Here is a 15,823-nt window from a genome sequence, read left to right on the forward strand (position 1 = left end):
TCAAGTTGATTTGTAAATCATTAGGGAAGCATGTGAACTGCTTCCCTTTCATTTTTGGACAGTGAATCCGTCAGTTTTAGGACAATCAACACCGTCAAGTTCTGGACATTGGAGAACGTCATTAACAATCGAACAAAAAAGGTTGCTGTAGACCCACGGCATTTTGTTTTGGTAATATAAATTGGCTTGGTAAGGGAGGTATTTTTGTTAGAGAAAGAAAAATATAAAGACCTCAAACGTGGGGAATTTGGAGCAATTATTACTATTATTACTTATATTTTCTTATCAATAGTTAAAGTAGTAGTTGGCCTATGGTCTGGATCAGAAGCTTTAAGGGCAGATGGTCTTAATAATGGTACTGATATTGTCGCTTCTATAGCCGTTTTAATTGGGCTAAAATTTGCACAGAAGCCAGCAGATAAGAATCATCCGTACGGACATTGGAAAGCAGAAACAGTTGCTTCTATGGTAGCATCATTTATTATGGCTGCGGTGGGATTGAATGTTGTTTTTGAGGCTATTAATAAGTTTGTTATAGGTAGTCATGAGTCCCTCAATTTAGTCTCTGCATGGGTTGGTTTATTCTCTGCGATTGTTATGTATTTTGTTTATCGATACAACATTAATTTAGCAAGAGAAATAAAAAGTCAGTCTGTTAGGGCAGCTGCAAAAGATAACTTATCAGATGCTTTAGTAAGTATAGGAACTGTAATAGGAATTCTGGGAGCACAATTAAATCTTCCATGGTTAGATCCTTTAACTGCTGTTCTAGTAGGTTTAATAATATGTAAAACAGCATGGGAGATCTTTAGAGAGTCTTCTCATCACTTAACTGATGGATTTGATGACGAGGATATAATGATCTACAAAGAAACTATCCTTAAGACTGATGGAGTGAAAGAAGTTAAAGACATAAAGGCAAGAAATTACGGAAATAATCAAGTAGTTGATGCTGTAATACTAGTACACTCAGAACTAAGTTTACAGGAAGCCCATCATATCTCCACTAAGGTCGAAAGTGAGCTTAAGATAAAACATGAAGTATATAATGTGCATGTCCATGTTGAACCACTAGAATTAGAAACAGTAGTCTAATATATAAGTGGGAAGTGTTATTTTTAAAGGATAATCTACTTTTTTCATTTGTATGTTACTGTATAAAGTGGTCTTAAATATTATTAGCCTAATAAAAGTAGTGTTTAGTGATCCCTTTTTATTAAGGGATTTTTTGGTTGCATTTTCTATCCACGAGGAATACATTCCTGGATACTGATTTGTTAATACTTAATGAAAAAAGGATCACCCCAAAATATAACTTTCTTCCCTTTTAGTACGGATTATGCTTTTAGAAAAACTTTCTGGCTCTCATGAGAATAATAGGCATATGTCTTTAACGCTTATAGAGTATTTACATAATCTAAGATTGTCACTAATACTGGAAGGAGAAGATATAATGAATGAAAATAAACGTCTATATGGTGGATTTACGGCTACAATATGGACAGTATGAAATTAAGGATCCTGGATCAATTAGCTGTATTCTAGTTCATGAAACAGATGTTCAAAAGGTAACCCAATAATAAAGTCCACTTTCTTAGGAGGTGGCGCTTCTTAACTTAGTTTCTAATAGATTCTACTGATTCTTTAGGATTGAATAACGGAGTCTCGTACCACGTTCAGTTTGTATTATTAGGCAACCAGAAAATATTTCTGGATGACCATTTTTATTTATATATCTTTTTTAACAGTAACCAGGGTAGCGGGTACTTGTTAAAGAAAAGTACTATTTAGTAGAATTGCTACTATTTTCTTTTTCCCATTTCTGGCCCCAATCACGTATTTCTTCAAGGATGCTTTGGAAATCTTGACCTTTGTCAGTTAGGGAATATTCTACGGTAACAGGTACAGTTGGGAGTGCATGTCGGTAAATCATACCACTTTTCTCCAAATGTTTTAAAGTTTTAGTTAAAGACTGGGCGCTAATGGTGTTAATATTGCGTTGAAGTTGATTGAATCGTAATGCACCTTTATTCAAATGACCAATCACCAAAAATGCCCATTTTCCTCCTATGATAGTTAAAAATTCATCAATAACAGAACAGCAATCCTCATCTGAGATTTTGTTCATATCACCCCTCCTTTATATACTCTTGAAAATTGAGTAATCCAATTATTAATAATATCGTCATAACAGTTCGGCTATTTAAAATAGTAGATTTGGTTATTTATGTTGTCAATAAGCTAGAGCTTTATTCCACCTAAACTATTCGTACATCAGTTGTCCTCATGTACTCTTTTAACACTATTTGGTGATTTAAAAGAAAACGCCTCAACCTAATGCAAAGTGACCCCACCAGTGCGATCATATTTTAACTCACCCACCAATTTTTGTAATTGAGTGGCTAATGAGCTATCAGTCTTTTTGCTTCAAAAGCCCAAATTTATCCTTACAAGATATATCCAACCATAGTACCGAGCATTAACTCTATAATAACGTTCTATAAATTACTGAGAATACTGGAGAAAACGTGAGTTTTCACTTTGTTTATTGAGGGAGTTTAGCATTCCTGTAGATAGTTATTTTTGGGCTTTGATAAAAAGAGAGTCCCTCAGTAAGATATTAGTATAGACACCACTCTAACTCAAACCTTAAGGAGGAAGCTCAAATAGAAGTTTAAAATGCAAGACAAACAAAATCAACTAATAGAAAGAATTTCTGATAAACATCTGGTTGTTGGGGTGGATATTGCCCAACAATTCCATGTAGCTAGAGCTGTTAATTACCGAGGTATCGTAGTAGGAGATCCTCTTACTTTTGAAAACAGTGAAGTTGGCTTTTCATTCTTTATGGAGTGGATACAAAGGCTCCAAAAATTAAACCAACTAGATTCAATTATAGTAGGTATGGAACCTACGGGACACTACTGGATAAACCTCTCAAAGTGGCTAATTAAACAGAGTGTGGAGGTTGTAACGGTTAATCCCCACTTAGTAAAAAAGAATAAAGAAAACCGTGATAACACTCAATCAAAAAGCGGTAAAAAGGATGCTTTAGTTATTGCTGATATGGTGAAAAATGGTTATTACTCTTTTGTGCGTCACACATCAGAGTCATTTGAAAAACTAAGGGTTCTAATGTCTAATCGAGATATTGTGGTTAAACGACTAGTAATGTCAATTAATCAATTAAATCGTTGGGTGGATATGGTTTTTCCTGAACTAAGGCAAGTATTTAAGGATATATCGAAAAAAGGTGCTATTGCTACACTTCGTCTATTTCCTTCACCAACTGAACTGCGTTCTTTAAAACCCGAGGACGTTGTTACAGGGTGGAAATCTATTATGAAAAGGCAGCCTGGCCTAAAGAAAGCTCAATTAATAATTAATCTTGCCAAAAAGTCCATCGGGACTGGACAAGCTCTTGATGCTCATAAGTTTCATCTGGAACAATTATTAGAGGAATATGATCTTGCAGTTTGTCAACTCGAAAGAGTTGAACTAGCTGTTAAGGAAGTGTTAAAACAAATACCGTTTGCCAAGAAGTTGCTTACGATAAAGGGTATCAGTGAAATATCATTAGCTGGAATTCTTGGAGAATCAGGGGATTTAAGTGGCTTTTCTCACGGAAACTCACTACTTCGACATGCAGTCTTACACCTATCTGAAGCAAGTTCAGGTAAGTGGAGAGGGCAAATTATCATATCTAAACGGGGAAGGTCTAGATTACGAAGGTTTCTTTTCTTAGCTACAATGAGTTTAGTAGCGAATAACCCCGAATTTAAAGCAATTCATGCCAACAATGTGAATATGAAAAAAATGAAAAAGATGAAGTCCATTTTGAAATTAGTAGGTAAGCTTGCACGTATATTTGTCGGAATTGCACGTCGGAATGAGACATATTGTCCTGGTAAAGTTCACATTTTACTCGATCAAGCTGCTTAAAAATATTATGAAGTAGACGGATTTGTTCTCGAAGAGAACTTTATAGAATTACTATTATATACGAATGTTGGCTTATTTGCAGGATGAAAATATGTACGGAGTACCAGGTTTATTCAACAAAAGGGCACTGACCCATTAGTTTAGCACAACTGGCCTCCACCCCTTGGATAGGCGTAACGAAGGAATGATAGGGCATATGACCCGTTGAGACATGGGAGGGAAAGCCGCCAGGGGCCGCGTGGAGATGTACATTATATGGTAGAATATGGAGTTGAATGGAACTCCTCTATTTAAACATGTCTTCATGAAGCCTAAGCGTCTTATTTCACTCCATCTTTTTGCATATACAATCTTAAGGGTTATGAAATCCTGCGAATAAGCGAGCATTCGTGAGAAAATCGTATTAAACTGAGGGAGTTCAATAGGGGAAGTCAAAGAAAGTATTTCCCCTTTATTTATTAAATACTTGCAAAATGCAAGTTAAATGGTTTATATTTAATTTAGTAATAACTTGGTAAATGTTAGGGGGGTAAAATAGTGTTAATTAGGGAAGCAAACATAAAGGATTTAGAACCCATTATGAATATATACAACCAAGGAATTGAAGACAGAATAGCAACTCTAGAATCTGAGACAAAAGATCTTTCTTATATGAAGAACTGGTTTGACCAACACAAGGGCCGTTATAAAATAATTGTCGCCGAACAAGAAGGGCACGTATTAGGTTGGTCATCGATAAATCAGTATAGTGGCCGTTGCGCATATGCAGGTGTTGGTGACTTATCGATCTATATTGCTCGGGATTACAGGGGCAAGGGAGTAGGAAGCCTCTTACTAAAAGAAATTGAGAAAGTGGCAATTGAAAATGGGTTTTATAGGATCGTCCTTTTTACATTTCCTTATAATAAGATCGGGCAGGCTTTGTATAATAAGAATGGATTTCGAGAGGTTGGTACTTTTAAAAATCAGGGAATTCTGGATGGGAAGTTTGTTGATGTTATGGCAATGGAAAAGATGATTGTCCCAACTAATTAAAGGGGGAGAGAATATGACAGTGAATCATTCTAGCGTTCTCTCAATTGATTACTTCGTGTCCTATTTTAAACTAGTCATGTCATCCAGGAATTATGAAATTGAAGAGGCAAAAGAATTTATGATTCAACACTTTTTTAAAGGTAATGTAAAGTTATATGGGGAACAAACATTTCGAAGTTTTAACTCGGCATATTCGGGATTATGTTCAGAAAAGATTAAAGATTTATAGTTGCAATTTGCAATCTATTTTATATAATAGGGATGAGGTGGTAAAATTGGAAAATCTTCGAGAATTGTTTCAAGTGATGACAAGACGTTTTGGACTTTTAAATAAAAATTGTTGTAGTACTGGCGGATATGATATATCCCTCATTCAAAGTCATATCCTTTATGAGATCGACCACCATCATAAACCTTCTATCCAACAAATTGCCGATATACTCGGAACTGATATTACGACATTTAGTCGTCAAATACAATCATTAGTAAAAATGAACTTAGTAAAAAAAACACCTGACCCTGATGATAGAAGGATTAGTATTCTTTCCCTAACAACTGAAGGGAAATTTATTGCAACCACTATTGATCATGAGATGAATTCATATTTAAATGAAGTTTTTTCTCATATGAATGAGTTTGAAAAAGAAACGGTTATACGTTCAATTAAACTTTTAAATGATGCTATGGCTAAATCTAGTGTATGTTGTAGAAATATTTTGGGGTAACTCCCATTTTGTTATAAATTTGCAATTTAAAAGTAAAGTGGAGGCGTATATGGATAAAATTTGGGATGCTATTGTAATTGGTGGAGGTCAGGCAGGTTTAGCATCTGGGTATTATTTAAGAAAAAGTGGTCTTCAATTTTTAATTCTTGAATTGAGTAACTCTGCAGCAGGTTCTTGGCCTAATTATTATGACAGTCTTAGATTGTTTTCACCAGCATACTCGTCATCATTGCCAGGAATGAAATTTCCAGGACAGCGCGATTATTATCCTACCAAATCTGAAGTAATAAGTTACTTGAATGACTATATTCAACATTTCCAACTTCCAGTAGAAGTAAATAAGCAAGTAATATCTGTTGAGAAAAATAATGATATTTTTACGGTTGTTATTAAGACTAGTGAGAGGTATCATTCTAAAACAGTTATTAATGCTACAGGTTCGTTTCGAAATCCGTTTATACCTGTGGTAAAGGGAAGGGAATTATTTAAAGGTCGTATTTTTCATTCCTCTGAGTACCGTAATCCAGACACTTTTATTAACCAAAGAATAATTGTTGTTGGAAGTGGCAATTCTGTTGTCCAAATTGCCATTGAGCTTTCAAAGGTTAGTAAGGTAACTTTAGCAGTAAGAAATCAGGTTCATCTACTAAAACAAAAAGTATTAGGTCAAGACCTTCACTTTTGGCTAAAGATAACTGGATTTGATCATTTCCCTTTTTGGAGATTTGGTAAAACTGCACCCAAATCAAATTCAGTAATTGATCTTGGACAATATAAAGAACATCTTGAAATAGGTAAACCAGACCAACTTCAAATGTTTACTTCATTCTATAGTGACGGAGTCATTTGGCCAGATGGAAGTAAGGAGCCAGTGGATACTGTAATTTTTGCAACTGGATATAGAAATCATCTACCTCACTTAATAGGAATTGGAGCAATTGATTTAAATGGTGACCCCCTTCATGTAGCTGGTGTCAGTACCGCAGTCGAGGGATTGTATTATGTAGGGATAGAAGGTCAACGCTCCTTTGCTTCTGCTACTTTAAGAGGGGTCGGGCCTGATTCGAAGTTTGTCATTCGAAAGTTATTACGTTATTTAAAAACATAGATTCATTAAACAGAGATGTTAGTTGTAAATTGCAATTTTTTGATAACAATTTGAAGATTAGAAACTTATATAAAGGAAAGGGAGTAAATATATGAAAACGAATGTTGAAAAACTACCAATTGCAATCATTGGAACAGGTCCAGTAGGGCTAGCTGCGGCAGCCCACCTTATTTCAAAAGGAGAGCTCACTCTGTTGGTGCAAGTGTACTCGAATGGGGACATGTTAAGATGTTTTCCCCATGGCAATATAACCTTGATAAGGTAGCGAAATCCTTGCTCGAACAAACAGGATGGATTGCGCCTAATCTAAACGCTATTCCTACAGGTTCTGAACTTGTTCAAGACTATTTACTCCCTTTGAGTAATCTTCCTGAAATAAGTAATAATCTACATTTGAATACACAGGTTGTCGGAGTTGTAAGGAAGAGTATTGATAAATTAAAAACTTCGAAGAGACAAGAAGCTTCTATTGAAATTTATGTGGAAAAAGAAGAACAAACCAGTATTTATGAAGTTAGGGCAGTTATTGATGCCTCAGGGACATGGAGAACACCTAATCCAGTTCTATCAAATGGGTTATGGACCAAGGCCGAGAAAAACTTAAAAGGTAAAATAGAATATGGAATCCCTAATGTCCTTGGAGACCATAAAGAGAAATACGCTAACAAGACAGTAATGGTTGTTGGTAGTGGTCATTCAGCTATCAATGCATTACTTGACTTGTCACGTCTCAAAGAAGAATTTACGGAAACAAATATTATCTGGGTATTAAGAAAATCAAATATCTCTCAAGTTTATGGGGGACAAGAGAAGGATGGCTTGCCAGCACGTGGAGAGCTTGGTATCAGAATTCGAAAAATGGTTGAGTCTGGTGCTGTGAAAGTCTTTACTCCATTTCATATTAATACTGTTAAACAAGAAGAGAACCATGTAACAGTAAAAGGTATCTACAATAGTGAAGAAACTATTATAAATAGCATAGATCAATTGATTGTAAGTACTGGTTTTAGACCAGATACTTCGTTCCTAAATGAAGTTCGTATAAATCTAGATCCAGCAGTTGAGAGTGTAGAAGCCTTGGCACCACTCATTGATCCCAACGTTCACAGCTGTGGGACAGTGCGGCCACACGGTGAAGCAGAGCTTAGACAACCAGAAGCAGGGTTATACATTGTTGGTATGAAAAGTTACGGAAGAGCACCGACTTTCCTATTAGCGACAGGATACGAGCAAGTAAGATCGGTTGTAGCTTATCTTACAGGTGACCTTGAGGGGGCAAAGGAAGTTCATCTTGAATTACCTGAAACAGGCGTATGTAGTGTAGGAGTCTCAAGTTGTTGCGATGAACCTGCGATTTCAAACGTAAACACGTGTGATACAGAGAAGAAAGGTCAAGTGCTTGCTACAAGTTCATGTTGTGGACCCATAAAAATTGAAATAGAAAAAACATCTTGTTGTAAGTGAACTAAAGACCAGCCATTAAAAGGGCTGGTCTTTTGGCTAAATAGAACCTATAGAAAAGGATAGTAATAATGGGGAAAAAGAATAGACAGTCGATTGTTGCTTTGGCATTAATTACAGCCATTTGCCTAGCTGGTGATGCTATGCTTTACATTGTCTTACCTATTCATTGGAGTGGGGTTGGTTTAAACTCCTTGATTGAAGTAGGGGTTCTACTATCTATAAATCGGTTTGTGAGGCTTCCTTTGAATCCTGTAAGTAATAGGTTTTTTATACAAGAAGTTGTCTTTCCGAACTGGAATTACCCTGGCTGTTTTTCTATCGGGAATCACGACAATTGGTTACGGATTAGCAAGTGATTTTTCTATATGGATCATCCTTCGATGCTTATGGGGGCGTGGCATGGTCACTTTTCAAGTTGGGTGCTTTCCTTATTATCATGCATTTATCTACCGATGATAATCTTGGTGTAAACATGGGTACTTATAATGGTTTATATAGGCTAGCAAGTTTAGTAGGAATGTTAATTGGAGGTCTTTTAGTTGACCTAATAGGTTTAGAAGTAATCAGTTTCTTCCTAGGATTGGCTGTTTTTACAACGACTCCATTTATCTATGGATATATACCGAAAACATTAGGTGGAACAGAAGACAACCTGCAAATGGTGTATCTGTACTTAACGTACTAAGTTATGTGAATAACACACCATTAATATGGATGCTAGTTACAGCGTTTTTTTCAGTCATGATCCTCGAGGGAATGATGAATGCAACACTTAGTCATTTGATTGGTGTTAGATTTCAAAAAGAGGATTTTTCACGTGTACTTATAAGTCCAACGGCAGTCGCAGGAGGTTTACAGGCGATAAGATGGGGGATGCTACCTCTCATCTCACGAAAAGTTGGTCAGGTACTCGATAGAAGTGATAGGAAACATCTTGTATTAGTTCTTTTCATGGCCTTTAATTCGGTCATGCTTCTCATTATCCCATCTAATATTTCCTACATCATTTGGTTTACGGTGTTGTTGTTACACCTTGTAATTTCATCATGTACGACCAATATCATTGATACCCTTTACTCAAACTTATCATCTAGAGGCGAAAACAGAGTTCTCCTAAATAACTTTGTACACCATTGTCGTCGATTTAGGTGCCACACTTGGGCCATTTCTTGGATATGGGTTCGTGGATGTATTAGGTTTTATAAGTGTGTTTTTGATATGTTCTTTTATATGTCTATTACTTACTCTAAAATGGTTGGTTAATAACAATTCATATCTAGAAAATACTCAAGAATCTCTTAAATAAGTAGAAGTAAAGATATGTCCTTTAAGCACACAAGCTAACGAGCTTTCCTTTAAAAAACAGTCTACCAATCCTGAACAGCTTTTTTTAACCAAAGGGGAAGGTTAATTTAATAAGAAAATATAAAAAAATTCACACTTGACCCTGTACCATGGTACAGGGTTTATTCTATATTAGACGTAAAATTACTACAATTTCAATTGCAGATCATTAGAGGAGGCAAGGATATGAATCAAGATAATTTTAATCCATCGTTAAAGGACAAGGTGTTACAGTCACTCAACCTATCTGTAGGAGGATTTGAGAAAAAAATCGGTTTATTGTCTACTTCAGAGAATAATAGACGCATACAGATTCTTCTTTCCATGTCTGAGGGAAAAATCATCAACATCAATGATTTAACTGCAACAGAGGAACAAATTGATGACCAATCTGCACTTAGGCGTTTAAGGGAATTGGATTTAATTAACTGGGACCAAAACTCTGGGGATGTGACGGTGGCGTATCCTTTTTCCGGGGTTCCGACACCGCACCGGGTCACTGTGGCTGGAAAGTCGCCTGCTTATTCCATGTGTGTGATTGATGCTCTAGGCATTCCGTCGATGTATACAGATGCAGTGATTGAATCGGAATGTGCATTTTGCGGTGAAGAGATTACTATTGATGTTAAAAACAACTTACCTGTTGCACAACCTAATACCGTTATCGTAGGTTTGGGAACAACGGGTGCTGCCAATAGTAACTCTTGCTGTGATTCTTCTTGCGGACCGAATGAGCCAACATCTGTTGCAACTAGTTGTTGCCCAGCCATTCAATTTTATTGCTCCGAGGAACATTGGCAAAAAGCGAATGAAAAGAATGCAATGACCGCGAAGGACAAGTTGACTCTTGCGGAAGCCTTTGAGGTTGGAGCTGCTGTTTTTGGTAGCACGTTATCTAGCTCTAAGGGTGAGTAAAACCTCATGAATGAAGTAAACTATATATTTACCCTGTACTAAGGTACAAGGTATATGCAGTTAGTGAGGTGAGGTGAGACATATGCAGTTTCGTATCGGAGAACTGGCTGACAAGTGCGGTGTTAATAAAGAAACCATTCGGTATTATGAGCGTTTAGGCTTAATTCCAGAACCTGAACGTACCGAAAAAGGATACCGAATGTATTCCCAACAAACGGTCGATCGATTACATTTCATAAAACGGATGCAGGAATTGGGATTTACTTTAAATGAAATCGATAAATTGCTAGGGGTCGTTGATCGTGATGAAGTAAAGTGCCGTGATATGTATGATTTCACTGTTCTTAAGATAGAGGACATTCAGCGTAAAATTGAAGATTTGAAAAGAATTGAACAAATGTTGATAGATCTTAAAGAAAGATGTCCTGAAAACAAAGATATTTATGAATGCCCTATTATTGAAACACTGTTGAAAAAATAAGAGGTGAAACAGAATGAAAAACACAATAAAAAGTTCAGGTTGGTTTCTTGTCGCGCTCATTACATGCCCGTGTCATCTGTTTATACTACTTCCGTTGATTGCAGGAACAGCACTTGGGTCATACTTCACGGAATATAAAGATTTAATTTTCATCTTGATGGGTCTTTTGTTTGTCTTTGCTCTTTTAAAGGGTTGGAGGAAACTTGAACCTGAAATACAAAAGGAAACAAAGAAAGATACAACCACACATGATTGTTGCAGTATGGAAAGGTTCAAGTCATGAAGGGAAAAGTCTCGCAAGTAGCCACTATGTTTTCAGCTTTTGTTATGGCTGGTTGTTGTTTGGGTCCTTTAATCTTGATTCCCCTTGGACTTACCGGGTTTGCAGGCGCGTTCGCATTCTACTCTTTAAAATACCGGTTATTGTTTAGCATCGTTACCATTGTATTGCTTGCATACTCCTTTTATATGGTTTATGGGAGCAAGGGAAAAAGAAAAAGTTCTGTTATTGGATTATGGATCACGACGTTTTTTGTTTTTGGCATGTTTCTTTTTTTATTCATCGTTGAAGGGGGAATATAAAAAAATGGGGTGCTTTATATGAAAGTACAGATAATCACGTCCATGGTGGTATTATCCCTTTTGTTGGTAGTTATTGCGTGTAGTAACAAACAAGAAAAAGTATCGGTAACAAAGAGTGACTTGAATACAGTTGCTATGAATTTAGAGAAGGATGTAAAAACTATTACTGAAAACGATAAGACTGGGACTTTCTTGGTTATGGCAGGAATGGATTGCTGCCCTCCATCTGTTGTGGAAGATGCCGTTGCACAAGTAGATGGTGCTGGCACAACAGCTGTTAAAGTCAACGGAAGCACAGCAGAAGTAACGGTTTCTTTTGATGAAACTAAAACAAATTTAGATGCAATTAAGACGGCAGTTTTAGACTTAGGTCTTCCCGTCGAGTAAAAGGAGGTTTACCATGAAAAAATATCGATTAAATGTGCAAGGAATGACATGTACTGGTTGTGAACAGCATTTATCTGTTGCTCTTGAAAACTTGGGTGCAAAAGCGATTGAAGTTGATTTTCGCCGTGAAGAAGCTGTATTTCAACTTCCAGATCACGTGGAGGTTAAAGCTGCCAAAAAGGCGATTGCTGAAGCAAACTATCATCCAGGAGAAGCAGAAGAATTACAATCGGAACAAAAGACGAATTTATTGAAAAAATATCGGTTAAAAGTTGAAGGAATGACATGCACAGGATGTGAAGAACACGTTGCTGTTGCCCTTGAAAATATTGGTGCAAAGGGGATTAATGCCGATTTTCGACGTGGTGAAGCTGTATTTGAGCTTCCGAATGATATAGGGGTTGGATCAGCGAAACAAGCCATTGTTGATGCAAAATATCAACCGGGCGAAGCAGAAGAAATACAAGTGCAATCGGACAAAAGGATAGATATAAGTTTAAATGATGCAGGTAACTATGATTATGATTACATCATCATCGGTTCTGGTGGAGCTGCCTTTTCATCTGCCATTGAAGCCGTTGCTTTGAACGCAAAAGTGGCTATGATTGAGCGTGGAACGGTGGGTGGAACTTGCGTTAATGTCGGATGCGTTCCATCCAAGACCTTATTAAGAGCAGGGGAAATCAATCATCTAGCAAAAAATAATCCATTTGTGGGATTACACACTTCGGCTTCAAATGTTGATTTAGCGCCATTAATAAAACAAAAGAATGATTTAGTAACCGAGATGCGAAATGAAAAATATGTGAATTTAATTGATGATTATGGTTTTGAATTAATAAAAGGTGAAGCAAAATTCGTAAATGAAAATACAGTTGAAGTAAATGGCACTCAATTAACAGCCAAAAGATTTTTAATAGCTACAGGTGCTTCTCCAACTGTACCTGATATTCCTGGATTAGACGAAGTAGACTATTTAACAAACACTAACTTATTGGAATTAAAGAAGGTTCCAAATCGTCTTACCGTGATTGGTTCAGGATATATTGGTTTAGAATTAGGACAACTATTTCATAATCTCGGCTCAGAAGTTACCTTAATACTAAGAAGTGAGCGTTTATTAAAAGAATATGATCCAGAGATTTCTGAAGCTATTACGAAGGCCTTAATAGAACAGGGAATTAATTTAGTAACAGGTGCAACCTATGAACGAGTTGAGCAAGATGGAGATATTAAAAAAGTGTATGTTGAGATAAATGGTAAAAAGCGAATTATTGAAGCGGAACAATTACTAATTGCCACTGGAAGAAAACCGAATACAGAATCATTAAATTTACATGCTGCAGGCGTTGAGGTTGGCTCCCGTGGTGAAATTGTCATTAATGATTATCTTAAAACGACCAATTCACAGATTTATTCAGCTGGAGATGTCACTTTCGGTCCCCAATTTGTTTATGTAGCTGCTTATGAAGGTGGACTTGCTGCCCGTAATGCAATTGGCGAACTAAATCAAAAGGTGAATTTAGATGTAGTTCCGGGTGTTACGTTTACTTCACCATCGATTGCAACTGTTGGTTTAACAGAGCAACAGGCAAAAGAAAATGGATATGAAGTGAAAACATCAGTCTTGCCATTGGAGGCTGTTCCAAGAGCGCTCGTCAACCGGGAAACAACAGGTGTTTTCAAATTAGTGGCAGACGCGAAAACATTGAAAGTGTTAGGGGCGCATGTAGTGGCAGAAAACGCAGGAGACGTAATTTATGCAGCAACATTAGCTGTTAAATTCGGTTTAACTGTTGGAGATCTGAAAGAAACGATGGCTCCATATCTAACAATGGCAGAAGGATTGAAGCTGGCTGCCCTAACTTTTGATAAAGATGTTTCGAAATTATCTTGTTGTGCAGGTTAAAGCTCCTTTTCGGAGCTTTTATTTATTCATCGGGTGCATTAGTGGAACACACGGTATTTTTCTTCTTCAAGTAACGTAGGTTAAAAAGTGGTAATATGAGGATATAAAGCGACTAACTAATTACGGCTAAAAAGTAGTAGGTTACTCTATTAATATATCTGCAAATTGTTTCTTTAAAAAAATCACCAGAAGGAGTGGTATTTATGGGTTATTGTGAAGACTTAAGAGAAATGATCGGAAATTCTCCATTAATAATTATACGACCAAGTGTAGTTATCGTTAATAATTATGGAGAAGTTTTATTGAGTAGATATTCAGGTGCAACTTGGGGAGTTCCGGGTGGAATATTGCAGTTAAATGAGTCAGTGGAAGAATGTATTACACGAAATGTCTTAGAAGAAATAGGCATAAGGATAAAGTCGATAAAATTATTTGGTGTCTATTCAGGTAAGGCATTAATAAATCGTGTCGAGGAAAGTGGAGATGAGTATCAAACGGTTGTCATTGGTTATTTATGTACCGAGTACGAAGGAGAAATAAAACCTGATAGCAATCAAGAAATAGAAGCGAAATTTTATAAATTAAATCAGTTACCTGAAGAAATCGATCCTTTTATTAAAAACAAGATAGTCGATTTAGCTTTTCCAAAGGTTAATTCAAATGGCACTTGTTGTGGGAAAAAGTGAAGGAAGGGCGATAATATTTTGTTTAGTGTAGCATTGATTTTTTTATTAGCTGGTTTAGCTTAAATTGATGGCGAGGAATGTAATATCAATGAGGGGAGTTTGAACATAATTATTACTAGGGAAAAATTAGAAAATCAACAAATTTGGATATATGGTATTTCTCTTATATTTGGAGGAGTTCTAGGTATCACAAACGAGAATTTAGCTAATAGCTTAGACTGGACTATTTCGCCACTCATAGCTATTCTCATGTTTGGAATGTTTGCCCAAATTCCATTCTTGAAACTGCGTGAGGCAATTTCAAATCTCAGATTCATGGTGGCATTACTAACTGGAAATTTTATAGCTGTCCCCATAATTGTATGGATATTAACAACAATATTTCCTCAATCACCTCCAATTTTATTAGGTGTTTGTTTGGTTTTACTTACTCCTTGTATTGACTACGTAATAGTCTTTACTCAACTTGGGAAGGGGAATGAGAAATTGATGTTAGCTTCAACGCCTATTTTGTTTGTAGTACAAATGCTATTACTTCCTGTGTATTTATGGCTAATTATAGGTGAAGAGATGGTAGAAGTTGTTCATTTAGAACCATTCCTAGAAGCTTTTTTATTACTAATAGTTGCGCCTCTAATACTTGCCGTAATCACTCAATTATGGGCTAAAAAGAATACCATTGGTGAGAAGGCAATAGATCTTACAACATGGTTGCCCGTCCCATTTATGGCTTTGGTATTAATTGTGGTAGTAGCTTCGCAAATTGGCAAGGTATATAGTGATTTCGAGATAATTGTACGCGTAATTCCTATATATATTTTATTTTTAATTATTACACCAATTGTATCTCGTCTTATCGCATATGCGTTCAAATTAGATAACGGTTCAGGAAGAACATTAATCTTTAGTACTGGGACAAGGAACTCTCTTGTAGTTCTTCCATTAGCTTTAGCTTTACCTCAGTCATGGGCAACGTTAGCTTCAGCTGTGATTGTTACACAGACTATCGTGGAGTTAATAGGAGAATTATTCTATATCAAGGCTATACCAAATCTTATACTGAAAGATCATACTAATTCAAAAGCGGAAAATTAAGCATAGTAACTAACTTTTTTATGAGGAATATATCTTTTCCATCCTTCGGAAGTGTTTATGAACTTAAAAATGGGGAATTTGTGTTCTTTTTATAAATTATAAATCCAAGTGCCAAGGAATCCCTTAATATAGGGATTTTTTTGTTTCACC

At 36.3% G+C, this 15,823-nt stretch carries 20 protein-coding genes; 19 read left to right on the forward strand and 1 reads right to left on the reverse strand.

The annotated features are described in order from the left end of the window. The first annotated feature begins 204 nt into the window (after nt 1–204). On the forward strand, nt 205–1,095 hold the full coding sequence (locus ACFFHF_RS15765; RefSeq protein ID WP_160547528.1) for a cation diffusion facilitator family transporter: 891 nt from the start codon (nt 205–207) through the stop codon (nt 1,093–1,095). A 362-nt stretch (nt 1,096–1,457) separates the two neighbouring features. After that, the gene (locus ACFFHF_RS15770; protein WP_340906716.1) at nt 1,458–1,580 is read left to right on the forward strand and encodes a hypothetical protein; all 123 of its coding nucleotides are present in this window, start codon (nt 1,458–1,460) and stop codon (nt 1,578–1,580) included. 203 nt (nt 1,581–1,783) lie between these two features. Here ACFFHF_RS15770 and ACFFHF_RS15775 read toward each other — a convergent pair whose 3' ends face one another. Then, entirely contained in the window at nt 1,784–2,128 is a 345-nt protein-coding gene (locus tag ACFFHF_RS15775) for a winged helix-turn-helix transcriptional regulator (RefSeq protein ID WP_160547529.1), read from the reverse strand. Between the two features lie 551 nt (nt 2,129–2,679). Here ACFFHF_RS15775 and ACFFHF_RS15780 point away from each other — a divergent pair. From ACFFHF_RS15780 to ACFFHF_RS15860, 17 genes are all read left to right on the forward strand, one after another. Further along, a complete protein-coding gene (locus tag ACFFHF_RS15780) occupies nt 2,680–3,942 on the forward strand; it encodes an IS110 family RNA-guided transposase (RefSeq protein WP_160547530.1) in 1,263 nt (420 codons plus the stop codon). A gap of 537 nt (nt 3,943–4,479) precedes the next feature. After that, complete coding sequence (locus ACFFHF_RS15785) at nt 4,480–4,977, forward strand: arsinothricin resistance N-acetyltransferase ArsN1 family A (RefSeq protein WP_340906713.1); 498 nt, start codon at nt 4,480–4,482, stop codon at nt 4,975–4,977. 13 nt (nt 4,978–4,990) lie between these two features. Then, a complete protein-coding gene (locus ACFFHF_RS15790) occupies nt 4,991–5,206 on the forward strand; it encodes a hypothetical protein (RefSeq protein ID WP_160547531.1) in 216 nt (71 codons plus the stop codon). 46 nt (nt 5,207–5,252) lie between these two features. Further along, nucleotides 5,253–5,702 carry a MarR family transcriptional regulator gene (locus ACFFHF_RS15795; RefSeq protein ID WP_160547532.1) on the forward strand — a complete coding sequence of 150 codons (450 nt, stop codon included), beginning with the start codon at nt 5,253–5,255 and terminating at the stop codon, nt 5,700–5,702. A 49-nt stretch (nt 5,703–5,751) separates the two neighbouring features. Then, nucleotides 5,752–6,810 (forward strand): NAD(P)-binding domain-containing protein, encoded by a 1,059-nt coding sequence (locus tag ACFFHF_RS15800; protein ID WP_160547533.1) that lies wholly within the window; start codon nt 5,752–5,754, stop codon nt 6,808–6,810. A gap of 91 nt (nt 6,811–6,901) precedes the next feature. Continuing rightward, complete coding sequence (locus ACFFHF_RS15805; protein WP_340906710.1) at nt 6,902–7,075, forward strand: hypothetical protein; 174 nt, start codon at nt 6,902–6,904, stop codon at nt 7,073–7,075. Beyond that, on the forward strand, nt 7,039–8,274 hold the full coding sequence (locus ACFFHF_RS15810; RefSeq protein ID WP_340906707.1) for an NAD(P)-binding domain-containing protein: 1,236 nt from the start codon (nt 7,039–7,041) through the stop codon (nt 8,272–8,274). The genes ACFFHF_RS15805 and ACFFHF_RS15810 overlap by 37 nt, the downstream gene beginning before the upstream one ends. A gap of 68 nt (nt 8,275–8,342) precedes the next feature. Continuing rightward, entirely contained in the window at nt 8,343–8,630 is a 288-nt protein-coding gene (locus tag ACFFHF_RS15815) for a hypothetical protein (protein WP_160547534.1), read from the forward strand. A gap of 38 nt (nt 8,631–8,668) precedes the next feature. Beyond that, the gene (locus tag ACFFHF_RS15820; protein WP_160547535.1) at nt 8,669–8,959 is read left to right on the forward strand and encodes an MFS transporter; all 291 of its coding nucleotides are present in this window, start codon (nt 8,669–8,671) and stop codon (nt 8,957–8,959) included. Between the two features lie 845 nt (nt 8,960–9,804). Next, nucleotides 9,805–10,533, forward strand: coding sequence for an organomercurial lyase (locus ACFFHF_RS15825; protein WP_160547537.1), 729 nt, complete (start codon nt 9,805–9,807; stop codon nt 10,531–10,533). Nucleotides 10,534–10,615: 82 nt separating this feature from the next. Next, nucleotides 10,616–11,014: a mercury resistance transcriptional regulator MerR1 gene (gene merR1, locus ACFFHF_RS15830; RefSeq protein WP_160547538.1), complete on the forward strand. Its 399-nt coding sequence runs from the start codon at nt 10,616–10,618 to the stop codon at nt 11,012–11,014. Nucleotides 11,015–11,027: 13 nt separating this feature from the next. Beyond that, nucleotides 11,028–11,297 carry a transporter gene (locus ACFFHF_RS15835; RefSeq protein WP_160547539.1) on the forward strand — a complete coding sequence of 90 codons (270 nt, stop codon included), beginning with the start codon at nt 11,028–11,030 and terminating at the stop codon, nt 11,295–11,297. Next, complete coding sequence (gene merT, locus ACFFHF_RS15840; protein WP_160547540.1) at nt 11,294–11,596, forward strand: mercuric transport protein MerT; 303 nt, start codon at nt 11,294–11,296, stop codon at nt 11,594–11,596. Before ACFFHF_RS15835 ends, merT begins: the two co-directional genes overlap by 4 nt. An 18-nt stretch (nt 11,597–11,614) precedes the next feature. Beyond that, on the forward strand, nt 11,615–11,983 hold the full coding sequence (gene merP, locus ACFFHF_RS15845; RefSeq protein ID WP_160547541.1) for a mercury resistance system substrate-binding protein MerP: 369 nt from the start codon (nt 11,615–11,617) through the stop codon (nt 11,981–11,983). Between the two features lie 280 nt (nt 11,984–12,263). After that, nucleotides 12,264–13,892 carry a mercury(II) reductase gene (gene merA, locus ACFFHF_RS15850; protein ID WP_445677971.1) on the forward strand — a complete coding sequence of 543 codons (1,629 nt, stop codon included), beginning with the start codon at nt 12,264–12,266 and terminating at the stop codon, nt 13,890–13,892. Between the two features lie 203 nt (nt 13,893–14,095). After that, complete coding sequence (locus ACFFHF_RS15855; RefSeq protein WP_160547542.1) at nt 14,096–14,578, forward strand: NUDIX domain-containing protein; 483 nt, start codon at nt 14,096–14,098, stop codon at nt 14,576–14,578. A gap of 105 nt (nt 14,579–14,683) precedes the next feature. Continuing rightward, the gene (locus ACFFHF_RS15860) at nt 14,684–15,673 is read left to right on the forward strand and encodes an arsenic resistance protein (RefSeq protein WP_340906949.1); all 990 of its coding nucleotides are present in this window, start codon (nt 14,684–14,686) and stop codon (nt 15,671–15,673) included. The last annotated feature ends 150 nt before the right edge of the window (nt 15,674–15,823 follow it).

Source organism: Robertmurraya beringensis (assembly GCF_042433785.1).
Taxonomy (GTDB): domain Bacteria; phylum Bacillota; class Bacilli; order Bacillales; family Cytobacillaceae; genus Robertmurraya_A; species Robertmurraya_A beringensis.